Origin of the sequence: Sulfurihydrogenibium azorense Az-Fu1 (assembly GCF_000021545.1) — a bacterium.
GTDB classification, from domain to species: Bacteria; Aquificota; Aquificia; order Aquificales; family Hydrogenothermaceae; genus Sulfurihydrogenibium; species Sulfurihydrogenibium azorense.
The window spans coordinates 1,145,127-1,169,603 of the sequence record NC_012438.1; the positions used below are offsets into that span (position 1 = coordinate 1,145,127).

The following is a 24,477-nucleotide window of genomic DNA, read 5'->3' on the forward strand; positions in this document are numbered from 1 at the left end:
CTATTTAAAAACCCAGCAACAAAACTCATAGAGATAATCCTCGGTAAAAAAGTAAACTGGCAGCTCCTTCAAGATACTGACCTTAAAATAGTTAAAACCAGAGAAGCTGACTTGGTTGTTAAATTGGAAGATAATACCATTCTACACATAGAGATACAAAGCACCAATGACCCTTCTATGCCATACAGAATGTTTGAGTATTTTTATCTTATCACTGACAAGTATAAACCAAAAGACTTAATTCAAGTATGTATCTACATAGAAAAGAGCCGTTAAAAATGTCAGACAAGATACAGTTTTCAGATTGGACTTACAGGTATAGACTGATAGATATGAAGGATATACCATGTAGAGAGTTAGTAGCAAGTCCAAATATCACAGACAAACTACTTGCAGGACTGTGTAAGATAGAAGACCCTAAGTTTTATGTAGAGAATGTGATAAAAGAGATAAAGAAAGCAAATCCAAAAGACAGAAAAGAGTTATTTACACTGTTTCTTGAAATAAGTAAAATAAGGAATAATATAGAGGAAGAGATAAGAAGTTATATAACACAGGAGGATTTTGAGATGCCAATTACAATAGAGTGGACAAGGGAAGAGATAGAGAGTTATCCAGTGTTAAGAGATGTTTTAAAGATTGGGAAAGAAGAAGGTTTAATAGAAGGATTAAGACAGAGTGTGATTGATGCTATAGAGTTTAAATTTGGTTATGTGGGAGAAGATGTAAGGGAGAAGGTAAATCAAATATCTGATGTTAACCAGTTAAAAGAATTGCACAGAAAAGTTGTTCTTGCAAATAGTTTAAATGATATAATTTAGTAAGTAAAATTGATATCCAGAGGTGAAAATTAAAATAAAAGTACTTAATTATCTACCATAAAGGTTCAGTAAGTCGAAGACCCGGAGGTTGTACTGGTATAGGGTAGAGATGTAAGACAGCTGAGTGTTTAGGTAGTTTGATTGGGATTCTAATACTTCTAAGGTGTTTGTGATGTTTGCTTTAAACCTCTCTGTAGATAATCTCATAGACTCTTTTGCAACTTTTAAGTTTTCTTCTTCTGCTTTTAGCTGATTTTCAAGGGCTTGTAGGTCTATCTTTGCCTTTTTTATTTCCGTTTCTACTTGTTTTATTTTATCTTGGAGCTGTATCTCATACTTTGATTTGTCTGTTTTTGCCTGTAGAACTCTACTATCTTTTGCCATTCCGTCAAAGATGCTCCAGTTTAAAGAAAGTCCTAAGTTATAGCCTTTTTTCCATACTTCAGAGGTTGAAGGGAATTTAAATTGGTTGTTGGTTTGATAGTTTACAAATAAGGATAAGTTAGGATAGTTGGCTGACTTTTGGTACTCTATTTGTTTTTCAGCTGTTTGTATTTGGGATATTAAAACTTTTATTTCTGTGTTGTTTTTAATATCTTGGTTTTCTTTTGGAATATCTAACTTTTCTAAACTACCTTCAGGTGGTGTAATATCCTCTAACATTAAAAATCTTTTTAGGTCTTCTATGGATTTTTCATAGTTTGCTTTTGCAAGCTGGTAGTCTGATATTGCAGTTTGAAGCTGAGATGAAGCTCTCATGTAATCATACTTTGCAAGTAAACCTGCTTTGTATTTTCCTTCAACGTATTTAAAGTTTTCTTCCCAGTATTTAAGGTTTTCCTGTTTTATATCCATAACTTGTTTGTAGTATAAACTGGCTAAAAATAGTCTTCTTGCTGTATCTTTTACTTTTTGGATTACATCTTGCTTTACTACTTTTTGAAGCTCTAAGTTCTGTTTTGAAAGTTGTAAAAGATTAAGAACTTGGTAATCAAATATCTTTTGAGTTAAACCTATTTTTGCTGAGTATTGATTTTTAGGTGTAAAGCCAAAGATGTAGTTAGGGTCCCATCTTGTATAGGTTCCTGTTAAGTTTACTTGAGGATAGATATTACTGTATGCTTCTTTTATTTGGTATTCTACTTTTTCTATATCTTTTTCAGATAACTTTATGTTAGTAGCGTTCTTTTCAGCGATAGAGAGGACTTCATCGTATGTAATTGCAAAGGAGCTTGAAAAGGATATTAAGAATGTAAGTAGTATTTTTTTCATTTTGCTACCTCTGGTTGTTGTATTACTTTAACTGGCATTCCGTGTTTTACGTTCATAAGGTTAGACACTATAACTTTATCATCTTGTTTTAAATCCCCAGATACGTAAACATATCCATATTCTTGCTTTAAAACGTTAACTAATACTTTTTCAGCTTTTGAGTCTACAACTTTATAAACAAAATTGTCATTACCTGCAAGTTGTACTGCGTCTTCTGGAAGTTTATAACCTTCCACTTTATCAACTAATATTTTTGCCTTTCCATACATATTTTCTCTAAGTAAACCATCTTTGTTGTCAAGTAAGACTTTTACAACGATTAAGTTGTTTTCATTTAAAGAAGACGAAATGTAATCTATCTTGCCTTTTACTGCTCCTATACCATCTACATCTATTTCAACTTCTTTACCTAAAGATAGATTTTTTACATACTGTTGAGGAAGTTCAAAGACTGCCCATATAGGATTTAGTTTTAAGATGTAAAACATGTCTTTTTGGCTATCAACGTAATCTCCTATGCTAACGTATCTTTTATCTAAGTAGCCGTCAAAGGGAGCTCTTATAACTGTTTCATTCTTTTGTCTTTTATACTCTTTTAAGGTTGCTTTGGCAGAGTTTAACTGATTTAGAGCCACTTCCATATCTGTTTTTGCGTTGTCTAACTCTTCTTTGGCTATTAGTTCTTTTTCATATAGCTGTTTTCTTCTTTCGTATATTGATTTTTTGTTTAGGTAGTTTGCTTCAAGTTGGTTTATAACTGCAAGTTGAGATTCTATCTGGTATTCTTCCTTTTCTGGTTGAATTACTGCAAGAGGTTGTCCTGCTTTTACGAAGCTTCCTTCTTCTGCAAATATCTTTTCAACTCTTCCACTTACTTGCGGTTTTAGTTTTGCAGAGGTTTTTGCTTGTAAAACTGCGTTTGCAGTGTAATATATAGGCACTTCTTGTTTTTCTGGTATGATAACTTTAACTGCAGGAGCTGGTTTTTGAGGTCTTTGATCTGTTTGACTTTTTGATTTTTTTTCTATAGATTTAAGTATAAAGAAAGCTACTGCAATAATAACTACAACAGATATAGCAGTAATAACTTTTTTATTCATAACTTCCTCTCTTGACTGATTTGTCAGTCATATTATAAAATAAAGAGACAAAACAGTCAAGGAGTTTATAGATGTATAAGTTTTTTATAACAAGACCGATAACAACTTGGATGTTTATCTTATCCTTTATAATAGCTGGAATTTACGCTTTAAAGTACATACCAGTAGATAGAAACCCGGATGTTGACTTTCCAGTTGTATCAATAAGTACTACCTACGCAGGAGCAAACCCTTATGTTATAGACACTAACATAACAAGGAAGATAGAAGATGAACTTGCTACTATAAGTGGTATAGAGGCTATAAACTCTTCAAGTTATACAGGAGTATCAAGGATAACCGTAATATTTGACCTTGATAAAGATATAAACATTGCAGCACAGGAAGTTAGGGATGCAGTTAACAGGGCTCAAAGACAGTTTCCTCCTAATACTGACCCTCCAGTAGTTAGAAAGGTTGATACATCTTTAGCTCCTATTATGGCTATCTTACTTCACGGTTATGCAGATTACGGTACTATGTCTTACCTTGCAGATAAAGTTTTAAAAAGGGAGTTTGAAAGAGTCCAAGGTGTTGGTGAGGTAGATTTAGGAGGATTTAGGGACTATGTAATGTGGGTCAGGATAGACCCTCTAAAGCTTGCAGGGTTTAAGCTCACTCCTATGGACGTTATAAATGCATTAAAATCAAACAATGTGGAAATTCCATCGGGAAGAATTGACAGTAAGGATAGGGAGTATGTCTTAAGAGTCTACGGGAAGGGAAGGTCTCCCCAAGAGATAGAAAACATAATAATAAAAAATAATGTAAGGATAAAAGATGTAGGTAGAGCAGAGTTTACCTTTGATGAAAAAAGAGGAATAGTTAGATTTAAAGCTTTTGATTCTAAAGAGGCAGAACCGGGTATAGCTATAATCGTATACAAACAGTCAAAAGAAAACACCGTTGCAGTAGCAAAAAGAGTTATAGATAAGATGAATGAACTCAATAAACAGCTCCCACAAGGTTTAAGACTTGATATAAACTATGACGCATCTACTTTTATAGAAAGAAGTGTAAACGATGCTCTTCACGAGATTGTCTTGGGGTCCATACTTACAGCCTTTATGGTTTTCTTATTCTTGGGAAGTTTTAAAATGACTTTTATACCTTCTATGGCTATTCCTGTATCAATCTTAGGTGCCATAGCGGCCTTATTTTTCTTTGGACAGTCTTTAAATACTTTTACGCTTTTGGCTTTAGCTGTTGCAGTTGGACTTGTTATTGACGATGCTATTGTTGTAATGGAAAGTATATACAGGAGAAATGAAGAAGGTTTAAGGGGTATAGAAGCAGCCGAAAAGGGAACAAAAGTTGTTATATTTGCCTTACTTGCTTCTACAGCTTCCTTAATTGCTATATTTATTCCCGTTTTATTTTTAAAAAGTGTTATAGGAAAGTTTTTCTTTGGGTTTGCTTTAACACTGATTGTTGCAATTGCTATATCCTACATAGTGTCTTTAAGCTTTACTCCAATGATTTCAGCAAGGTTAGTTGAAGCAGGAGAGAAAAACATCTTCCAAAGAGCTTACGATAGGTTTGAAAACTGGTTTGACAAAGCTTTAAGATGGTCTTTAAATAATAAAGTTATAGTTTTAGCAATATCTTTGGCAACGATAATAATAGGTTTTAAGCTGGCATCTATAACTCCAAAAGAGTTTACACCTATCGTTGATGAAGGAAGGTTTTTAGTAAGGTTTGAGACGCCTACAGGGTCTTCTTTTGACTTTGTTGATAAAAAGGCTAAGGAGCTTGAAAAAATTGTATCGAGTAATCCTTACGTACTACGTTATGGTGTTGCTTTTGGTGAAGGTATAGCAGGAAGACCTACAGTGAATGGTGGTATATTTTTCATAACCCTTAAAGATAGGTCAACAGGCAGACCCCATCAAAAAGTTATAATGGACCAATTTAGAAAAGAGTTTGCAAAAGTAAGTGATGTTAGAGCTATTATAGATATTCCTTCAGCTGTCGGACCAAGGGGTGGAAGGTCAGCTGATATTATGTACATAATAAAAGGGACGGATTTAAACGAACTTGCAAAAATATCTTCTCAACTTGAAACTAAACTCAGACAAACTCCAGGGTACACAGATATAGACACTGACTTAAGGATAAACCAGCCTGAAGTGAGGGTAGAGATAGATAGAGATAAAGCTTTAAATTTAGGTGTGTCAGTAGAAGATATAGCAAACACACTTAACTTTTTGTTTGGCAAATACAAAATAGGAACTTATGAAAAAGGCTCTGAGAGTTATAACTTCTATGTGAAAGCTGATGAATCCTTTTTAACAAGTTTTGATAATCTATCAAAGATTTACGTAAAGGCAAAAGATGGGTCTTTAATACCTCTATCCTCTCTTATAACATATCAGCTTGCACCAGGTTATAACGTTATAAACAGATACAACAGACAGTATGCAGTTACACTTTACGCAAACGTGACAGGTGGAAAGTCAGTAGGAGAAGGTGTTATAGAAGTTGAAAACATGATAAAACAAGCACTTCCATCAGGGTATACCTATGAAATAGGAGGTCAGACGAAAGAGTTTAAAAGAACCTTCGGTTATTTAGCAGTTGCTTTAATAGTAGCATTGATAGCTGTTTATATGGTTTTAGCTTCTTTATTTGAAAGTCTAATTCATCCTTTTACAGTTTTACTTACACTTCCTTTTGCTGTATCAGGTGTTTTTGGTTTGATTTTAATTACAGGGCAGACCTTAAACGTAACTTCATACTTTGGAATAATTCTTTTGATAGGACTTGTAACCAGAGACAGTGTTTTATTTATAGAGAGAATAATTCAGCTGAAAAAAGAAGGATTAGACACAATAAACGCAATCCTTCAGGCTAGGAAAGAAAGACTAAGACCAATCCTTATGACAACTTTAACCATATTTGCATCTTTGATACCTGTATCTTTAGGGCTAACAGAAGGTTCAGAGATGAGACAACCACTTGCTATAGCTGTTATAGGTGGATTAATAACAGCATTACCTCTTAGTCTTTTCGTAATACCTATAATGTACGTAATCATTGATAAAATCAGATTTTTAGTAAAAAGGGAGGTGTAGAAGATGCAGGATTTTGAATTTCACAACCCAACCAAGATAATCTTTGGAAGAGGAAAAGAAAACCTTATAGGTAAAGTACTTAAGGAAGACGGTATTAAAAAAGTACTTTTTGTGTATGGACAGTCTTCTATAAAAAAGACAGGTTTATACGATAGAGTTGTAAACAGTCTTAAGGAAAACGGTATAGAGTTTGTAGAACACGGTGGAGTAAAACCTAACCCTGTTTTATCTCATACAAGAGAAGGAATAGAAAAAGCAAAGAAAGAGAAAGTAGACGCAATTTTATCAGTAGGTGGTGGGTCAGTTTTAGATGAAGGTAAAGCCATAGCAGTTGGAGCTGTAGCAGATAAAGATGTATGGCAGTTTTTTAAAGGAGAGCCTATAACAGATGCTTTACCAAACTACACCATACTTACGTTAGCAGCAACTGGCAGTGAGATGAATGGTTATGCTGTTATAACAAACGAAGATACACAGGAAAAGTTGTCCATCTCATCCATACTAATATACCCAAAAGTCTCAATCTTTAATCCGGAGCTAACTTTTAGTGTATCTCCACAGTATCAAGCCTACGCAGCTGTAGATGCAATAGCCCATACAATAGAGTGGTACTTTACCTGTAATGTCTGCCCTAACTTACAAAACAGGCTTGTAGAGAGCATAGTAAAAACAGTTATGGAAACTACAGAAAAGATACTTGAAAATCCTTACGATTACAATGCAAGAGCTGAGTTTATGTGGGCTGCTACCCTTGCACTTAATGGCATCACAAGGACAGGCTATGGAGGAGGTGTTTATGTAAACCACATGATTGCCCACTCTCTTGGAGCTCTCTACGACTTACCTCACGGAGCTTGTCTGTCTATCGTAATTCCTGCTTGGATGTGGTGGTATAAAGATAAAAACCCAACTCAGTTTGAAAGGTTTGCAAAAGAGATTTTTGGGTTAAACAAAAAAGAAGAAGGAATAAAAGCATTAAAAAGTTGGTTTAAAAAGATAGGAGCTCCCGTATCACTTCAAGATGGAAATATACCTTCATCAGACATAGATAAGATAGCAAACCACGTTTATCATACAACGGCAGTCCTTTGGGGATTAGATAAAGTTTACACCGTTGATAAAATAAAAGAGATTTTATACCTTGCTTTAAGGAGTAATATAGAGTGAAGTTAGAAACAAGGGAAAAACTTTTACAGTCTGCCAAAGAGCTTTTTTCAAAAAAAAGCTACTACGAAACAAAAGTCTCAGATATAGTAGAAAAATCAGGAGTGGCTCAAGGGACTTTTTACATTTACTTTAAAAGTAAAGAAGAGATATTTTTAGAGCTTGTAAAATCTCTCCACCTAGACCTTATGGAAAGACTTGGAAAGTATATAAAAATAGAAAAAGATTGCCAAAGTCTTATAAAAGACTTCGTAAAAGAGTTTTTAACAGAAGTTTACAACAACAGAGAGATAGCAGAGATATTCTTTTCCCAGCTTTTTGGATTAAACCAAGATTTTAAAAAACTTTACCTAAAGAAGATATCAGACATACAAAATCTTATCTTTAGAGTTGTAAATAGATACTTCCCAGAGGAAGAAAGTCAGATTTTATCAACGTTGATACTTGGATTTGTTAGGCAGATATTTTTTAACTGCTTAACAAATAAAAATTTAAGTTTAGACCAGATGTTATCAAAAGCCGAAAAAGGAATTGATATAATTTTTCAAGGAATATACTCGGAGGAACGAAAAAGTTGAAAAAGTTAATATTTTCTTTAATCTTTATCTCATCTGCAAATGCCATAACACTACAGGAAGCTGTTAATAAAGCACTGGAAAACAACAAAGAGATACTATCTTATAAGCAGCAGATAAAAACAGCAGAATTTCAGCTAAAAGTAGACCAAACTCTTTATCTTCCTACTATTTATACCCAAGTATCCCAGAGCTTCTACAACCAAACACCAATGACAAAGATACCTAACTTTCCTGTATCCTTTAAACAGTCTAACAGAGATTTTTTAAAGTTTGATATAGGATTTTCTCAAAGTTTATATACAGGAGGTTTAACTCAAGCTAAGATAGAAGCTTCAAAGTATAACCTAAAAGCCACACAATCCTTTTACAAAGAAAAAGAAAATCAAATAAAAGCAGAGGTTATAAAGGCATACATAGATGTTTTTATATCAAAATCTCTTATAGATATATACAAAAAAGAGCTTGAAGCTGTGGAGTCTATATACAAACAACAAGAAGCATTTTTCAAAGAAGGTATAATAACAAAAGTAGACTTACTCCAATCTAAGGTAAGACTTGCAGAAGTAAAGAGAGACCTTCAGCAAGCAGAAGGTAACTATAAAATAGCACTATCAAGACTATCACAGTTAATAGGAGAAGATTTAAAAGATGAAAATTTTGAACCTCTTAATATAGAGATAAAGGACATTCCAAGTTTAGATACACTGATAGAAACAGCTTATCAGAAAAGAAAAATACTAGATTTTTATAAAGAAAACATCAATCAAGCAGAAAAAGTTGTAGAGATAGAAAAATCAGCATTTTTACCCAAAGTCTTTCTACAGGGAGATTACATTTACACAAACCAAAGCCCATACTTAGACCCAAAAGGAAACTTTCTTTTAACATTGGGAGCTTCCATAGAATTTCAGACAACACAACCTTACTATAAGATACTTCAAGCAAAGTCAAACGCCAAAAAGTTAAGGTTTGATTTACAAGATACAAAAGAGAAAATCAAGTTAGAGCTAAAAACAGCCTATGAAAATTATATTACAGCCAAAGAAAATTACAAAGTTGCCTTAGAAAGCCTTGATTATGCTAAAGAGTACTTTGAGTTGGTAAAAGAACAGTATACTAACCAGCTTGCCACAAACACAGACCTTTTAAACGCAGAAAGTGCCCTTACAAGAGCCTTAGAAAGCAAAGAGATAAACTATTACAACCTTTTAAAGTCTTACATAGATATTAAAAAAGCTGTGGGGGAAGATATTCCATGAATGGAAAAGGAAAGAAGGTAGGACTGATTATAACTGTACTTTTAATCGTAGTTTTCCTAATCTATGCAGTTAAATGGATAAACCATAGAATGAAGTATGCTATATCAGATGCAGTTTTTGTTGAGTCTGACTATCTTTCAAATATAGGTTTTAACAGAGTCTCAGGAAGAGTAGTTCAGCTTTACAAAAAAGAGTCTGACGAAGTAAAGGCTGGAGAAGTGATAGCAAAGATAGATGATACAGACTATAAACTACAAATAGAGGCTTTAGAAAAAGAGATAGAAGCTTTAACCTACCAAAAAAAACAACTTGAAAGTCAGCTCCAAAGAGTAGCAAGAGAGACAGATATAAACGAGAGTATATCAGCCTTAACAGTTGAAGAAATAAGTAAAAAGTTAGAGAGCCTAAAAGCTCAAAAAGACCAGATAGAATCTCAAATCAAGTTGGCTAAAAAAGATGAAGAAAGATATAGAAACCTTTTAGAAAAAGGATTGGTAGCCAAAAGAAAGTATGAAGAAGTACATACAAACCTTGAAGTTTTAGAAAAACAGAAATTAGCAATTGAGAAAAATATAAGTGAGCTTAAAGTTTCTATGGAAAAGTCTAAAAAGTCTGTAGAGTACGCAAAAACACAAAAAAGTATAACTGAAGAATTACAAAACCAGATAAACGCTATCAGCAGTCAGATAGAATCTTTACTTAAGAAAAAACAAGACCTTGAAAATCAGCTCCAATACACAGAGTTAAAAGCTCCTTTCAATGGTGTTGTTGCAAAAAAGTTTGTCTCTATCGGTGATGTAGTAAAGGCAGGACAGCCTGTGTACGCTATTTTAAAGTCTGACAGCTTCTACGTAAAAGTGCTACTTGAAGAAACCAAGTTAGAAGGTGTAAAAGTAGGTAATAAAGCTTATATTAAGTTAGATGCTTACCCTGATAAGACCTTTGAAGGTGTCGTTGAAAGTATAGATGTTGCCTCAGCTGCAAAGTTTGCCTTGGTTCCAAGGGATATATCAGCAGGAGAGTTTACAAAACTTGCCCAGAGAATACCGGTAAAAATAAGAATAACTAAGGGAGATATATCTTTACTCAGAGTTGGATTAGGCGGTGAAGTTGAGATAGAAAAAAGCAGGTAAAGATGGAAAATACAAAACCAATTTACGAAAGAATAACAACCTTAGAAAGAGCTCTAATAACCTTTATTGTTATGAGTGGAGCCTTTATGGCTATACTTGATACAACTATCGTTGATGTTGTAGTTCCTAAAATGATGGGACCTCTTCAAACAGACCTTTACGGTATTCAATGGGTTATAACAGCTTACATGATAGCCTCAGCTGTGATGCTTATTCTATCAGAATGGCTTGATAAAGTGATTGGCCTTAGAAAGGTTTATATAGCCGGAATAGTTCTCTTTACTTTTTCTTCATTTATGTGTGGTCAAGCTCAAAACTTAGATTGGATGATTACTGCAAGGGTTTTCCAAGGTATCGGAGAAGCTCTAATAATGGCTACAGCTCAAACGATACTTTTCTCAGTGTATCCTGAGGAAAAGAAAGGAATGGCTATGGGTATATTTGGACTTGGTGTTAGCTTTGCACCTGCTTTGGGACCTACTTTGGGAGGTTATATCACAGAGTACTTAAACTGGAGATGGGTATTTTTTATAAATATACCTTTTGGTATTTTAACAACGATTTTAGCCATATTCTATTTACCTGAGACAAGTATGATAAGAGAAAAGGCAAAACTTAACTTTGTATCTTACTTTTTCTTATCTGTTTTTACAATATCCCTTTTGATTTTTCTATCTAAGGGACAACAGCTTGGCTGGTTTATGTCAGACGTAATTGTTTACCTTTTTATAGTATCTATACTGTCTTTACTTCTATACATCCTGTCTGAAATCTTGTCAAAAGAACCTTTGATAGACTTTAGAATATTCCTGATAAAAGAGTACTTTGTAGGATTTTCTGTTTTCTTTTTACTCCTTGGATTCTCAATGTATCAGGTTTTTTATCTAATACCTCTATACTACGAAAATCTAAAGGGACTTTCAACCTTTGATGCAGGACTACATATACTTGCTTTTGCAATGTTTATAGCTATTTTTTCACCAGTTGCAGGAATACTTTCAGACAAATGGAACGAAAGGTACGTTTTATACATAGCAACAGCTATATACCTTATATCTTCAATCTTCATCCTTCCAAATCTTGATTACTACACACCAAAAGTTAGAGCTGCCTTAATGACTATACCACTTGGGATAGCAATGGGAATGTTTTTTGCCCCCGTGACTACTTTAGCACTTAGGAAGCTTGGAGAGAAGACATCTTTAGGAACTGGACTTATGCACTATGGAAGGTTTGTAGGAGGCTCTTTTGGGACGGCAATAGCAACAAACGACCTGTATAAGCACCAGTGGGAACATTTTGAAGGTATTAACGCAATGCAAAACAACACCTACGTTCAAAGTTTTATAGATAAAGTAAAAGAAAGTATAGTATCTTTACCAGACCAGATAGCTGAAGCAAAAGCAAAAGCACTGCTTTACAGTGTTGAGTATTTACACAGCTTAAACTTTTCTTTTCAAGATACTTTTTTCATAGCTGGACTGTTTGGTTTAGTCGGCTCATTACCTGTTATATATATGTTTATATCGGATATAATTCACAAAAATTCAAACAGTGATAAATCTATAAATGAATGATTTTTATTTCTTTTTCAGGAAAGTTTTCTTTTAAATATTCTGCCGTGAGTCTTCTGTGGCATTTTTCTGCTGTTGGCTCACTACACAATAAGACAGCATTGTCAAAATCTTCTATTTTAACCTTTTCTAAAATCTTCCTCTTTTCAAGTATTTGTAAAAATATTTTCTCATAATCTTCCCAATCAATCTTTTTTTTATCATAACTATATAACAACTCTTTAGTAGGTGCAAAGATTGGAAGATACATATATTCAATATTATGTAGCTTTAAAAAGTAAGGTAAATGTTTTATGTTAGTAAACCCTGCCAGTTGAGATTTGTTGTTCAATCTTATATCTATTAACTTTTTAACATTATGCTTTCTAAGTGTTGTGAAAAACTCTTCAGCTGTTTTGCCACTAAAACCAATTGTATATATATTCATTCTTCATCTCCTACTTTTGTATAAGCATTATAAGCTATATCTTTGTTTCTAAGTATAAAAGCTTTTTTTACTATGTCTTTATCATTTTCTAAGTCTTCTGCTGTTTTGAATAAAGATTTCTGCATTAATTTATGTTTATACATATTTATCATTCTACTAATAAGATCATTTTGCGAAAGAAGATATTCAGGATATATATGATAAACTTGATACCCTCTTTCAGCTAAAACTGGTGATATTAAAACAAACCTATGACAATTTAATGCTTCTTCTTCTGAACACATTAAAGCAATTGTATATCCTTTATCTACTCCATTTTGTATTCTTAAAATTCCTTCTTGAAATTCTTTTGTTTTTTTTACCTTTTCAAAGTTAACTTTTCCGTCTTCAAATAGTAGATTTTTTTGAAACCACCTTGCTCCAAGATTTTTTCCCATATAAATATAATAAATTCCTCTCTCCTTCAGGAATAACTTTAAGTTGTCTGAGTTGAACTGATTAGCATATTTAGAAAAAGGAACACTTCTAACATCAATTAAAACATTTATATCATAAACCATATTGGGATGAATAAGATAGGTATTTAGTTAAATACAACTTAAGAAACAGAATGAGGAATAATTTAGTGTTATATAGATGGAATTTACAACTGTTTAGGTAATTTTTAACTGAATACCGAAATATATACAATTATAGAATATCTTAAACCATACAATAGAATAGAAATAGAAGGTGAAGTATTTTCATAGTAGGAAAAGTTATAAAAGATAACTGTAATAATACCTACAAAGAGGATTTTGAAGTTGAAGTAATATCACTGATAAAAAATCAGTAAGGGCATTTTTAGCTAAATATCCTTCAAGCTACTCCCCTATGTTATAATGAATGAAAAATTATACTACTTCATAAAGAGGATAAAATATGGAAAAAATAGGTATCTGTGTAGGGACAACAAGCCCAAACAGAGTAACTTTTATATCCCAAAAACCTGTAAAGTTAGGTCAGTTTGTAAACGTAAAGTACACAGAAAATGGTAAAGAAAATAAACTACTTGGAATGGTTATAAACGTTCAAAGGAAAAATACCTACATTCCAGAAGACCTACCAAGTATAAATAACTATGAAAGACTCTTTAAAGAGAGTGAAAAAGATACAAAAGTAATAGGAGAAATCCAGATATTAGGAGAAATTATAGAGACCCAAGACCAAGTTTTCTTACAGCTCCAGAGAGTTCCGCCCCTTCCAGCATCAGAAGTCTTAAAACCAGACCCTAAAGTGTTAGAAAAACTTTTTGGTGCAAAAAGTAAAAGCCATATAAGAATAGGAAGACTACTGGCAGAAGATAAAGAAATTCCTGTGTATGTAGATGTAAATCAGATAGTTTTAAGACATCTGGCTATTTTGGCAATAACCGGAGCTGGAAAATCTAACACAGTATCAGTTCTCCTTGAGAATATAGTTAATTTAAAAGGTACAGTTGTAGTGTTTGACTTTCATGGAGAGTATACAAAGTCAGATTTTAAAAGAGATGGTAAAAGTGTTGTAAATGTAATAAAACCAGTAGTTGACCCTACGACTCTTGACATAAGAGACTTTGCAAAACTTATAGGAATAAAGTATAACGCTACGGTTCAGTTTAGATATTTTAAAGTAGCTGTAGATAAGGTAATCCAAAGTATAAGAGATGAAAAAGGAAATGACTGGAAAAGGTGGATAGATACAGACCAATTTTTTAATAGATTAGAACAAGAGCTTGAAAGTTGGTTAGATGATGATAATGATAACGTACCTATTAAAGGTAAGATAAGGGAAGACTCTTTGTATGAAGTTATAAACAAGTTAAACGACACTCAAAATGAACTTAGCCATATAATAAAGATAGGTGCAAAAGATTTAATAGAAAATATACAAGCTGGGAAAATAAACGTATTTGATTTATCAGAAGTAGACGAGGATGTAGCTGACGCTATAGTGTCAAACGTGTTAAAACATGCATTAGAAGAAAGGAAAAAAGCCGTAAGAGGTAAAAATTCTAAACTTGAAAAACCTATACTTGTAGTAGTAGAAGAAGCTCACATACTTGCAGGAGATAAGAGAGATACAGACTCAAAGTACTATATGATGAGAATAGCAAGGGAAGGAAGGAAGTTTGGTCTTGGACTTTGTGTAGTAACCCAAAGACCAAAAGGCTTAGACAAAGAGATACTATCTCAGATGAATAATATGATTATACTAAAGTTAGTTGAACCAGAAGACCAAAAACATGTCCAAAGTGCAAGTGAAGCCTTATCGTCGGAGCTGATGAGTTATCTTCCATCTTTAAACCCGGGAGAAGCCATAATAATTGGAAATATGACAAAACTACCTTTACTAGTAAAAATAGACAAAGCAAAAGGAAAAGTCCAAGGAAACGATATTCAAGTAGTAGACTTATGGACTACCACAGAAGAAAAAAGGTCCGATTTAAAGGCTTTAGATGAGTTTTAAGATAATAGATTTAGGAATATTAGATTATTTAGAAGGTTATAAAGAAATGAGAAATATTCACTCTAAAGCCGTAGAATCAGGGGAAAACTACCTTATCTTATGTCAACATTACGATGTTTACACAGTAGGAGAGAATGAAAAAGAAGAGAACTTTCCAGTTCCTGTGGTAAAAACAGACAGAGGAGGGTCTATAACTTTCCATGGAATTGGACAACCTATCTTTTACTTTGTTTTTAGAGTAAACAGTCCAAAAATCTTTTACAGGAAAGTGGTTAAGTCCTTTGATGAAGTTTTTAAATCTCTATCAGACAAAATTTACCACGATTTTAAAAATCCGGGTTTTTACATAGAAAAAAGAAAGTTAGCTTCCCTTGGTTTTAGATACTCAAAGGGTTATTCACTTCACGGAGTAGCTGTAAACCACAGTGTAAACCTTGAAAAGTTTAACCTTATTAAACCTTGCAATTTAGATGGTTACACTGCCACTTCACTAATAGCAGAAGGAATAAACATAGATATAGACAATTTAAAAAATGAAGTGATTAAGAAACTATACAAAAATTTTAGCTAACACTGATTTCCAATCAATATTAAGAGTTTGGAATCGGAAAGTAGGATAAAAAACACATCAGATTAACATAAATAATGCTATCATATTAGAAAAAATCCCCCAAGAGCAAAACAGATGGAAAAAATTAAAACCGACCTACTACTAAAACATCTGTTTAAAAACCCAGCAACAAAACTCATAGAGATAATACTCGGTAAAAAAGTAGACTGGCAGCTCCTTCAAGATACTGACCTTAAAATAGTTAAAAATAGAGAAGCTGACTTGGTTGTTAAATTGGAAGATAATACCATTCTACATATTGAAATACAAAGCACAAATGACCCTTCTATGCCATATAGAATGTTTGAATACTTCTACCTTATCACTGATAAATACAAGCCAAAAGACTTAATTCAAGTATGTATATACATAGGAAAAGAGCCTTTAAAAATGTCAGACAAGATACAGTTTTCAGACTGGACCTACAGGTATAGACTGATAGATATTAAAGATATACCGTGTAAAGAGTTAATAACAAGTCAAAATATCACAGACAAACTACTTGCAGGTCTATGTAAGATAGAGGACCCTAAGTTTTATGTAGAAAATGTGATAAAAGAGATAAAGAACGCAAATCCAAAAGATAGAAAAGAACTATTTACACTGTTTCTTGAAATAAGTAAAATAAGGAATAATATAGAGGAAGAGATAAGAAGTTATATAACACAGGAGGATTTTGAGATGCCAATCACTGTAGAATGGACAAGGGAAGAGATAGAGAGTTATCCAGTGTTAAGAGATGTTTTAAAGATTGGGAAAGAGGAAGGTTTTAAAGAGGGAATAGAGAAAGGTATTCAAGAGGGTTTACAGCAAGGATTACAACAAGGTTTAATAGAAGGATTAAGACAGAGTGTGATTGATGCTATAGAGTTTAAATTTGGTTATGTGGGATATGATTTAAAGGAGAAGGTAAATCAAATATCTGATGTTAACCAGTTAAAAGAATTACACAGAAAAGTTGTTCTTGCAAATAGTTTAGATGAGATAGTTTCTTATTTTTGAATTGGAAGTTAGAGTATTTTTAGCTAATTCTATCTTTAGGCTCACTTATGTAATAACCTTGAGAGTAATCTATACCTAACTCTTTCACTTTTTCAAAGACTTCTTTACAGTGGACAAACTCTGCGATTGTTTTTATACCTAACTTTTTGGCAAGATTTACTATGTTTTCTACTATTATTTGAGAGTTTATATCTTGATGTATATTCTTTATTAAAGAAGCATCTATTTTTATATAATCTACATCTAATTTTAGTATATAAGCAAAGTTTGAATACCCAGACCCAAAATCATCTATAGCTACTTTAGCACCAAAACTTTTAACGTTTTTGATAAATCCTGAAACATCTTCATAGTTCTCTATACCTTCTGATTCTAATATCTCAAACGTTATCTTTAAATCGCTCTCTTTTAAAGTTTTAATAATTTCAGTAGATATTTCCTCGTTAAGTATATCTAAAACGGATAAGTTTATAGAAATTTCATAATCTTTTGCATGTTTTATGGCTTCTTTAAATACTTTCTTTGTTATGGCTAGATACAGTTTAGATTTTTTTGCAATCTCTAAAAAGTAAAAAGGAGAGTAAACCGTGTTGTCTATTTTCACTCTTACAAGGCTTTCATACTTTTCTATCTTGTTCGTTTGATTGTTTAAGATAGGTTGGTAGTAAACTAAAAATCCATCTTCATCTATCGCTTTTTTAAGATTCCTTACCCAAGAGATATTGTTTTGATAAATCTCTTGAATTTTTAAAGTCTCATCATAACATACAAAATTTTTCTTACTTTGTTTTGCATACTTTAAAGCCATATCAGCCTTCTCTAACGCTTTTGTTTCATCTTTACTTCCTTCTGCAGCTCCTATTGTAATGTCTATAGGGATAGATAACCCTTCAATTTCAAAAGGTTTTGATTGAACCTCATAAAAAATCTCGTTTACAAGAGACTCAAGGAAAGTTTTTGGATAGAATCTATCTATCAGTATTAAAAACTCATCACCAGATAGTTTATAAACGTTAAAGTTGTGTTTTTTTCCTATATCTTTTAATCTATTTCCCAAAGCATTTAAAAGCATATCACCTATTTTTATTCCATATACATCATTTATCTCTTTAAAGGAATCTATATTTACAATAATAACTTTGTATTCTTTAAGATTTTTTAAATCTTCCATAAGCTTAATTCTGTTTGGAAGGTTGGTTAATTTATCTAAGTAGATTAACTCTTTCTCTAAAGATCTATCCTTCTTTATTCCAATAATGTTTGATATTTTTCCATTTTCGTCATACAAAGCAAAGGCAAAAAGCTCTACATCTTTGTGTTCACCAGATTTTGTTTTAATTTGAATCTCACCTAGATAAGAGCCTTTTGATTTAATCTCTTGAAATATCTTTTCTAAATCATCCTTTTTCATATGAATATTAGGAGTTTTTCCTATAAGTTCTTCAATAGAGTATCCTATTAGATTTTCATGGGATTTGTTCTGCTCTAAATAATATCCATCTTTATCTAAAATAGCAACAGCATCACTGATATTCAAGAAAATACTGTATATAAGCTCATACCTTTTTTCTAACTGTTCTTTTAGTGTTTGAAGTTGTTTGTTTAAGTTATCTAAATGGGTTAAATCTCTTGCATTTACTATAAGATACTCTATATCACCTTTTTCATTATAGAGAGCATTTACGTTTTTAACTACATGAACTAGTGTTCCATCTTTCTTTCTAAAAATAGTCTCTTGGTCTAAACATTTTCCAGTTGATTTTACAGATATCATACAAGCGTTATAGATACTTTCCTCAGTGGCTATCTCCATTATATGTTTTCCTATAACTTCTTCTTTACTATAACCTAAGATTTCAGAGAAAGTATCATTTACATATAGGATTTTACCGTCTAAATCTATTGTAAATATAATATCTGGTGATTTATCTATTATTCTACGTAAAAGCTCAAAGTTTTGTGATGTTTCTTTTAAAAACATACTACCCCACAAGTTAAAAATTATCTACTATATTATAGTCATTTTTTCAAAAAAATTTAGTTTTATGAGCAAGGATAAGTAGAGAAGTTTTAGATTACCGTTTTTTGTTATAATTTTATAAAATCCTTAAAAGGGGTGAAGATGCAGAATAAGTTTTATATAACAACACCTATTTACTACGTTAACGACGTACCACATCTGGGACACGCTTATACAACTATTGCCTGTGATGTTATGGCAAGGTATTACAGACAAAAAGGTGTAGATACATTTTTTTTAACAGGTACAGATGAACACGGACAAAAAATCCAAAAAGCAGCTGAAGAAAAAGGAATTCACCCAAAAGAGTTGGCAGACAAAACCCATCTATCTTTTAAAAATCTTTGGGAAAAGTTAAACATATCTTACGATAGATTTATAAGGACAACTGACCCTGACCACATAAAGGCAGTTCAACATATCTTCCAAAAATGTTATGAAAATGGAGATATTTACCTAGCAGAGTACGAAAGCTACTACTGTGTAGGTTGTGAAGAGTTTAAAACAGAAACAGAGATAAAAGATTACGATTATAAATGCCCAATCCATTTAAAGCCTTGTGAAAAAGTCAAAGAAGAGAGTTACTTTTTTAGATTGTCTAAGTATACTGAAAAACTACTTGAGTTTTACGAAAAAAATCCGGATTTTATTCAGCCTGATTTTAGAAGAAACGAGGTTGTATCTTTTGTAAAACAAGGATTGAAAGACTTATCTGTTTCAAGAAAAAAGGACAGAGTTTGGTGGGGCATTCCTGTTCCTTTTGATGAAAGTCATACGATATACGTCTGGTTTGATGCTTTAACAAACTACCTAACAGCTGTAGGATACCCTGATAACTTAAACAAGTTCTGGCCAGCTGACGTTCATGTAGTGGGTAAAGATATACTAAGATTTCATGCAGTTTACTGGCCTGCATTTTTAATGAGTGCAGGTATTGAAATACCTAAAAAAGTTTTTGCTCATGGTTGGTGGACTGTAGAAGGACATAAAATGTCTAAATCTTTGGGTAATGTAGTAGACCCGTTTAAAGCTGCAGATGAGTATGGAGTCGACCAACTGAGATACTTTTTACTTAGAGAAGTACCATTTGGACTTGATGGAGACTTTTCAAACCAAGCTGTTGTAAACAGAATAAACTCAGACCTTGCAAACGATCTTGGAAACTTAGTATCAAGAAGTTTAACAATGATTCAAAAATTTCAAGAAGGTAATATCTTACCTTACACACAACTAACAGATTTAGAAGATGAGTATAAAAACATCTACGAGAAAACAATAGAAAACTTTGATAAATATCTATCTAACTTAGAGTTTAGCAGAAGCTTAGAAGAAGTATGGCAGTTTATAGACTGGTTAAATAAGTACATCGTAAAAGTAGAACCATGGAAGTTAAACAAAGAAAATAAAGAGTACTTAAAAACTGTTTTATACGTTTTAGCCGATGGAATATACGCTATTTTATGGATGTTAAAACCTTTTATGCCTACAAAAATACAAGAAGCTCTAAATATGCTTGGATACAATGAAGTTAAAAACAGTATACAACCTTTTTCACTACCAACTAACATAAAAATCCAAGAAGTAAAACCACTATTTCCAAGAATAGAAATAAAACCTAAGGAGCAAAAAATGGAAGAAAAACAAGAAGAAAAACAACAAGAGTACATAACAATTGATGATTTTGCAAAAGTAAAGATGAGAGTAGGAAAAGTTTTAGAAGCTGAGAAAGTTGAAAAATCAGACAAACTACTAAAATTAAAAGTTAGTCTTGGAGATGAAGAGAGAACTATAGTATCCGGAATAGCTCAGTACTACAAACCAGAGGAGTTAATTGGTAAGTATGTAATAGTACTTGCAAACCTTAAACCAAGGAAGATTTTTGGAATAGAGTCCCATGGAATGCTACTTGCAGCAAAAGACGGAGAAAGATTAACCATACTAACAGTAGATAAAGAAGTTGATGTAGGCAGTCCAGTATCATAGATTTATAAGTATCATCTTTAAGAGGTAAACTCTATGGCTACTGTAGAAGAGAGAGTAGATAGACTTGAACATCTTGTAGAAGATTTGGCAAAAGTTTTAGAAGCAAACTTTGAAAGAGTTTACGATATACTACTTAAAAACGAGCTTTTAACCAAAGAAAGATTTAGAGAATGGGAAAAACGTTTTGAAAAAGAACGATTAGAGTGGAACGAAAGATTTGAAAGAGAGAGAAAACAGAGAGAAGAAGAGCGAAAAAGAGACTGGGAAGAATGGAACAGAAAGCTAGAAGAAAGCTTGAAAAAGTGGAACGAAAAACTTGAAGAAGAAAGAAAACAACGAGAAGAGGAGAGAAAGAAAGACAGAGAAGAATGGCTAAAAAAACTTGAAGAAGAAAGAAAACTTAGAGAAGAAGAACGGAAAAAAGACTGGGAAGAGTGGAACAGGAAGCTGGAAGAGGACTTTAAAAAATGGAATGAAAAACTGGAAAAAGAGAGACAAGAATGGCTGAAAAAATTAGAAGAAGAAAAAAGAGTGTGGGAAGAAAAGTTTGAAAAAGAAAAAGAGATTGCAAACAAGAGATGGGCTGAGATTAGTGATAGACTTGGAACTTTAGTAGAAGATATAGTAGCACCAAACATAAGAACTATCGCTCAGAAATATTTTAGCTGTGTCGATGTTGAGTTTGAAGGTATAAGAGTCAAAAAGCAAAATACTATAGATAAAAGTAAAAGAAGAGAGTTTGACTTTATAGTAGTCTGTGAAGAAGTTGTAGTGTTAAATGAGACAAAATCAAAACCAAGAGCTGAAGATGTAATAAAATTTGCAGAATTTATCAGTAGTAAAAAATTTTTTGAATACTTCCCTGAGTATAAAAATAAAAAACTTATCCCAGTATTTTCTTCAATATACTTAAGTGAAGATATAGTAAACCTTTTGACAAAAAATGGTATATACGCCCTTGCTTTTAAAGGGTCTGAAATGGATTTACTAAACTACAGTGAGGTAAAAAAAGGCTTTGAGAAAAATTAGAGTAGCACTTGGACAGATAAACCCAATTGTTGGTGATTTTGACTATAATCTGCAAAAAATTTTAGACTACATAAAAAAAGCTAAAGATTTACAGGTAGATATTATAGCATTTCCAGAACTTGCTTTAACAGGATATCCACCAGAAGACCTTATTTTAAAGCCTTCCTTTATTGAGAAAAATCTACAATACATCAAAAAATTAACAGAAAATGTTGAAGACATCGTAGTTATAGTTGGCTTTATTGATAAAAAAGAGGACATATACAACGCAGCTGCAATTATACACAATAAAAATATAATCGCCACATACCACAAACAGTTTTTACCCAACTACGGAGTTTTTGATGAAAACAGATACTTCCAAAAAGGAAATGGGTTAACAGTATTTGAGATAGAAGGTTATAAATTTGGAGTATCTATATGTGAGGATATCTGGTATCCAGAAAACCCTATAAACACTTATGCAGTAGAAGGTTGTGAAGTTATTTTTAATATTAATGCATCACCATACAGTGAAGGAAAAGTTAAAAAGAGAGAAGAACTGTTAAAAGTAAGGTCAAGGGATAACCTTGTATCGATTGCTTACGTAAATCTCGTAGGTGGACAAGACGAACTTGTTTTTGATGGAAACAGCTTTTTTGTGAATCCAAACGGAGAAATCCTTGGAAAAGGAGAGTCATTCAAAGAGGATTTAGTGGTTGCAGACATAGATTTAGATGAAATTTTTAGATACCAGCTAAAAGACAACAGACTAAAAAACCTTAGGTCAGAGTACAGAAGATCAGATAAAGTAAATTATATAAAAGTTGATTACCAAATAAAAGAAAAGACAGTAAACATAGAGCAAAAGATAGTCCTTGATAAACCAGATATAGAAAACACTTACAATACCCTTGTTTTAGGACTTAGAGACTATATAACAAAAAATGGATTTAAAAAGGTAGTGATAGGTCTTAGTGGAGGAGTGGACAGTTCATTAGTTGCAACCATTGCTGTAGATGCCCTTGGTAATGAAAATGTAAAAGGTGTACTTATGCCTTCTCCTTACACATCAAAAGAGTCAATAGAAGATGCCCTTGAACTTGCTAAAAATCTAAATATAGAAACTTTCATTATCCCTATAACAAACATCTTCCAAACATACTTAGACGAATTTAAAGAGATTTTTAAAGGACTAAAACCAGATACAACGGAAGAGAACCTTCAAGCAAGGATAAGAGGAAATATACTTATGGCTCTTTCTAACAAGTTTGGCTGGATAGTTTTGGCAACAGGAAATAAAAGTGAGATGAGTGTAGGGTACTCAACCCTTTACGGTGATATGGTAGGAGGGTTTGCGGTTATTAAGGATGTGTTAAAGACAAAGGTTTATCAGCTTTGTGAGTATAGAAACAGCATTTCAAAAGTTATTCCTGATAGAGTTTTAATAAAACCACCTTCAGCAGAACTTAGACCAAACCAAACAGACGAAGCAGAACTTGCACCTTACCATATCTTAGATGAGATAATAAAAATGTACGTAGAACAAGATTGCTCTGTAGAAGAGATTATAAAAGCTGGATTTGATGAAAAGACTGTCAAAAAGATAGTAAAACTTATAGACACAAACGAATACAAAAGAAGACAGTCTCCAATAGGTATAAAGATAACAGAAAGAGCTTTTGGAAAAGACAGGAGAATGCCTATAACAAATAGGTTTAAGGAGATATAATGGATTTACACTATCTATTTTTATCCTTGGCAGCAATAATATTCGTTGGAAGGGTTTTAGGAGATTTATTCAATAAATTTGGCATCCCAGCTGTTTTGGGTGAGATTTTTGCAGGGATTGTACTTGGGACAAGTGTTTTAGGTCTCATTGAGGTAAACGATGCAATAAAGGTTCTGGCTGAAATAGGTATAATCCTTCTTTTGTTTAAAGTAGGTCTTGAAGCAGACATCCATCAACTTAAAAAAGTTGGAATTCCTGCTTTTATTGTTGCAACAGTAGGTGCAGCTCTTCCAATGTTATTTGGAAGTTTATTGAGTTATTACCTATTCAACCTTCCCCTTACAACATCCTTATTTATAGGAGGAACGTTAACTGCTACAAGTATAGGTATAACAGTAAAAGTTTTAACAGACCTTGGTAAGATGAATCAAAGATTTGCCCAGATAGTTTTAGCTGCAGCTGTGTTAGACGATATTTTTGGAGTGATAGTTTTAGCGGTACTTTACGAGTTTGCGAAAAAAGGAACAGTTGATATAACATCCACTATTACCATGATTTTCTACATTGCTACATTCTTTGTACTTGCACCTGTTTTAGCTAAAGTTTTTGCCAAGTTGATTAATGTATTTGCTATAAAACTAAAAAGTGAAGATTTTATTCCAGTTGCTGTGATGTCTTTAATTTTTTTATTTGCCTTTTTATCCCACGAAGTTGGTTCACCTGAGATATTGGGAGCATTTACAGTAGGCCTTGCACTTTCAAGAAGGTTCGTAATTCCATTTGCAGTATTCTTAAAGATAGAAGAAAAAGAAAAAATGGTAGAAAAGGTAGAACATTCAATAAACCCTCTTGTCTCAATACTTACACCTATCTTCTTTGTATCAATAGGACTTAGTTTAAATTTAAAAGCAATTGACTTTACATCTTTAGATTTTTGGAAAATATCTATTGTTTTACTTATAGTTGCAATACTTGGAAAAGTCTTGTCAGGATTCTTTGTAAAAGGAACTTCAAAAGAAAAATTACTAATAGGTTTTTCAATGCTTCCACGGGGAGAAGTAGGTTTAATATTTGCAGAACTGGGAAAACAAGCTAAACTTTTTGACGACCTTCTTTACGCTGTCATAATATTTGTAGTAGCCTTCACAACTTTAATATCTCCAATAATATTAAAAATTCTTGTAAAGGGTTAAA

The 24,477-nt window shown here is 32.6% G+C and carries 20 protein-coding genes; 15 read left to right on the top strand and 5 right to left on the bottom strand.

The window, feature by feature from the left end:
- Nucleotides 1-111 precede the first annotated feature (111 nt).
- The gene (locus tag SULAZ_RS09080; protein ID WP_012674217.1) at nt 112-276 is read left to right on the top strand and encodes a hypothetical protein; all 165 of its coding nucleotides are present in this window, start codon (nt 112-114) and stop codon (nt 274-276) included.
- Between the two features lie 2 nt (nt 277-278).
- Complete coding sequence (locus SULAZ_RS09085; RefSeq protein ID WP_041675869.1) at nt 279-821, top strand: RpnC/YadD family protein; 543 nt, start codon at nt 279-281, stop codon at nt 819-821.
- A gap of 48 nt (nt 822-869) precedes the next feature.
- Here the strand turns inward: SULAZ_RS09085 and SULAZ_RS06050 are convergent, their stop codons facing one another.
- A complete protein-coding gene (locus SULAZ_RS06050) occupies nt 870-2,093 on the bottom strand; it encodes a TolC family protein (protein ID WP_012673923.1) in 1,224 nt (407 codons plus the stop codon).
- On the bottom strand, nt 2,090-3,193 hold the full coding sequence (locus SULAZ_RS06055; protein ID WP_012674919.1) for an efflux RND transporter periplasmic adaptor subunit: 1,104 nt from the start codon (nt 3,191-3,193) through the stop codon (nt 2,090-2,092). The genes SULAZ_RS06050 and SULAZ_RS06055 overlap by 4 nt, the downstream gene beginning before the upstream one ends.
- A 71-nt stretch (nt 3,194-3,264) precedes the next feature.
- Here SULAZ_RS06055 and SULAZ_RS06060 point away from each other — a divergent pair, with 71 nt between their 5' ends.
- Genes SULAZ_RS06060 through SULAZ_RS06085 form a run of 6 tightly spaced genes read left to right on the top strand, consistent with a single transcriptional unit; the run spans nt 3,265 to nt 12,017 of the window.
- Nucleotides 3,265-6,306, top strand: coding sequence for an efflux RND transporter permease subunit (locus SULAZ_RS06060; RefSeq protein ID WP_012674079.1), 3,042 nt, complete (start codon nt 3,265-3,267; stop codon nt 6,304-6,306).
- A 3-nt stretch (nt 6,307-6,309) separates the two neighbouring features.
- Entirely contained in the window at nt 6,310-7,473 is a 1,164-nt protein-coding gene (locus tag SULAZ_RS06065) for an iron-containing alcohol dehydrogenase (protein ID WP_012675079.1), read from the top strand.
- Nucleotides 7,470-8,048 (top strand): TetR/AcrR family transcriptional regulator, encoded by a 579-nt coding sequence (locus SULAZ_RS06070; RefSeq protein WP_012673465.1) that lies wholly within the window; start codon nt 7,470-7,472, stop codon nt 8,046-8,048. The genes SULAZ_RS06065 and SULAZ_RS06070 overlap by 4 nt, the downstream gene beginning before the upstream one ends.
- On the top strand, nt 8,045-9,307 hold the full coding sequence (locus SULAZ_RS06075; protein ID WP_012674564.1) for a TolC family protein: 1,263 nt from the start codon (nt 8,045-8,047) through the stop codon (nt 9,305-9,307). The genes SULAZ_RS06070 and SULAZ_RS06075 overlap by 4 nt, the downstream gene beginning before the upstream one ends.
- The gene (locus SULAZ_RS06080; RefSeq protein WP_012673861.1) at nt 9,304-10,440 is read left to right on the top strand and encodes an HlyD family secretion protein; all 1,137 of its coding nucleotides are present in this window, start codon (nt 9,304-9,306) and stop codon (nt 10,438-10,440) included. The genes SULAZ_RS06075 and SULAZ_RS06080 overlap by 4 nt, the downstream gene beginning before the upstream one ends.
- Nucleotides 10,441-10,442: 2 nt before the next feature.
- Nucleotides 10,443-12,017, top strand: a complete 1,575-nt coding sequence (locus tag SULAZ_RS06085) for a DHA2 family efflux MFS transporter permease subunit (protein ID WP_012673940.1) — start codon at nt 10,443-10,445, stop codon at nt 12,015-12,017.
- On the opposite strand, the gene SULAZ_RS06090 is transcribed toward SULAZ_RS06085, so the two are convergent.
- Both SULAZ_RS06090 and SULAZ_RS06095 read right to left on the bottom strand, forming a co-directional pair.
- Nucleotides 12,004-12,441 (bottom strand): DUF488 domain-containing protein, encoded by a 438-nt coding sequence (locus SULAZ_RS06090; RefSeq protein WP_012674503.1) that lies wholly within the window; start codon nt 12,439-12,441, stop codon nt 12,004-12,006. The genes SULAZ_RS06085 and SULAZ_RS06090 overlap by 14 nt on opposite strands.
- Nucleotides 12,438-13,001 (bottom strand): DUF488 domain-containing protein, encoded by a 564-nt coding sequence (locus tag SULAZ_RS06095; protein ID WP_012675093.1) that lies wholly within the window; start codon nt 12,999-13,001, stop codon nt 12,438-12,440. Before SULAZ_RS06095 ends, SULAZ_RS06090 begins: the two co-directional genes overlap by 4 nt.
- Before the next feature lie 361 nt (nt 13,002-13,362).
- On the opposite strand from SULAZ_RS06095, the gene SULAZ_RS06100 reads away from it, so the two are divergent.
- From SULAZ_RS06100 to SULAZ_RS06110, 3 genes are all read left to right on the top strand, one after another.
- Nucleotides 13,363-14,928, top strand: a complete 1,566-nt coding sequence (locus SULAZ_RS06100) for a helicase HerA domain-containing protein (protein ID WP_012674322.1) — start codon at nt 13,363-13,365, stop codon at nt 14,926-14,928.
- Nucleotides 14,918-15,499, top strand: a complete 582-nt coding sequence (lipB, locus tag SULAZ_RS06105; RefSeq protein WP_012674902.1) for a lipoyl(octanoyl) transferase LipB — start codon at nt 14,918-14,920, stop codon at nt 15,497-15,499. The genes SULAZ_RS06100 and lipB overlap by 11 nt, the downstream gene beginning before the upstream one ends.
- Before the next feature lie 114 nt (nt 15,500-15,613).
- Entirely contained in the window at nt 15,614-16,540 is a 927-nt protein-coding gene (locus SULAZ_RS06110; RefSeq protein ID WP_012673772.1) for an RpnC/YadD family protein, read from the top strand.
- Between the two features lie 19 nt (nt 16,541-16,559).
- Here SULAZ_RS06110 and SULAZ_RS06115 read toward each other — a convergent pair whose 3' ends face one another.
- Nucleotides 16,560-18,521, bottom strand: coding sequence for an EAL domain-containing protein (locus tag SULAZ_RS06115; protein WP_012675086.1), 1,962 nt, complete (start codon nt 18,519-18,521; stop codon nt 16,560-16,562).
- Nucleotides 18,522-18,662: 141 nt separating this feature from the next.
- Between SULAZ_RS06115 and metG the strand changes: the two genes are divergently transcribed.
- Genes metG through SULAZ_RS06135 form a run of 4 tightly spaced genes read left to right on the top strand, consistent with a single transcriptional unit; the run spans nt 18,663 to nt 24,476 of the window.
- The gene (metG, locus tag SULAZ_RS06120) at nt 18,663-20,543 is read left to right on the top strand and encodes a methionine--tRNA ligase (protein WP_012673934.1); all 1,881 of its coding nucleotides are present in this window, start codon (nt 18,663-18,665) and stop codon (nt 20,541-20,543) included.
- Between the two features lie 33 nt (nt 20,544-20,576).
- Complete coding sequence (locus SULAZ_RS08730) at nt 20,577-21,572, top strand: hypothetical protein (protein WP_012674220.1); 996 nt, start codon at nt 20,577-20,579, stop codon at nt 21,570-21,572.
- On the top strand, nt 21,559-23,283 hold the full coding sequence (locus SULAZ_RS06130) for an NAD+ synthase (RefSeq protein WP_012675037.1): 1,725 nt from the start codon (nt 21,559-21,561) through the stop codon (nt 23,281-23,283). Before SULAZ_RS08730 ends, SULAZ_RS06130 begins: the two co-directional genes overlap by 14 nt.
- Complete coding sequence (locus tag SULAZ_RS06135) at nt 23,283-24,476, top strand: cation:proton antiporter (RefSeq protein ID WP_012674339.1); 1,194 nt, start codon at nt 23,283-23,285, stop codon at nt 24,474-24,476. Before SULAZ_RS06130 ends, SULAZ_RS06135 begins: the two co-directional genes overlap by 1 nt.
- Nucleotide 24,477: the final 1 nt, after the last annotated feature.

What these genes read in the sequence shown, in the direction of transcription:
- SULAZ_RS06080 (WP_012673861.1), top strand. Translation starts at nt 9,304, where the DNA reads ATGAATGGAAAAGGAAAGAAGGTAGGACTGATTATAACTGTACTTTTA.
- SULAZ_RS06090 (WP_012674503.1), bottom strand. Translation starts at nt 12,441, where the DNA reads ATGAATATATATACAATTGGTTTTAGTGGCAAAACAGCTGAAGAGTTT.
- SULAZ_RS06110 (WP_012673772.1), top strand. Translation starts at nt 15,614, where the DNA reads ATGGAAAAAATTAAAACCGACCTACTACTAAAACATCTGTTTAAAAAC.
- SULAZ_RS06060 (WP_012674079.1), top strand. Translation starts at nt 3,265, where the DNA reads ATGTATAAGTTTTTTATAACAAGACCGATAACAACTTGGATGTTTATC.
- SULAZ_RS06095 (WP_012675093.1), bottom strand. Translation starts at nt 13,001, where the DNA reads ATGGTTTATGATATAAATGTTTTAATTGATGTTAGAAGTGTTCCTTTT.
- SULAZ_RS06135 (WP_012674339.1), top strand. Translation starts at nt 23,283, where the DNA reads ATGGATTTACACTATCTATTTTTATCCTTGGCAGCAATAATATTCGTT.
- SULAZ_RS06055 (WP_012674919.1), bottom strand. Translation starts at nt 3,193, where the DNA reads ATGAATAAAAAAGTTATTACTGCTATATCTGTTGTAGTTATTATTGCA.
- SULAZ_RS06085 (WP_012673940.1), top strand. Translation starts at nt 10,443, where the DNA reads ATGGAAAATACAAAACCAATTTACGAAAGAATAACAACCTTAGAAAGA.
- SULAZ_RS06100 (WP_012674322.1), top strand. Translation starts at nt 13,363, where the DNA reads ATGGAAAAAATAGGTATCTGTGTAGGGACAACAAGCCCAAACAGAGTA.
- SULAZ_RS06115 (WP_012675086.1), bottom strand. Translation starts at nt 18,521, where the DNA reads ATGTTTTTAAAAGAAACATCACAAAACTTTGAGCTTTTACGTAGAATA.
- SULAZ_RS06050 (WP_012673923.1), bottom strand. Translation starts at nt 2,093, where the DNA reads ATGAAAAAAATACTACTTACATTCTTAATATCCTTTTCAAGCTCCTTT.
- SULAZ_RS08730 (WP_012674220.1), top strand. Translation starts at nt 20,577, where the DNA reads ATGGCTACTGTAGAAGAGAGAGTAGATAGACTTGAACATCTTGTAGAA.
- lipB (WP_012674902.1), top strand. Translation starts at nt 14,918, where the DNA reads ATGAGTTTTAAGATAATAGATTTAGGAATATTAGATTATTTAGAAGGT.
- SULAZ_RS09085 (WP_041675869.1), top strand. Translation starts at nt 279, where the DNA reads ATGTCAGACAAGATACAGTTTTCAGATTGGACTTACAGGTATAGACTG.
- SULAZ_RS06065 (WP_012675079.1), top strand. Translation starts at nt 6,310, where the DNA reads ATGCAGGATTTTGAATTTCACAACCCAACCAAGATAATCTTTGGAAGA.
- metG (WP_012673934.1), top strand. Translation starts at nt 18,663, where the DNA reads ATGCAGAATAAGTTTTATATAACAACACCTATTTACTACGTTAACGAC.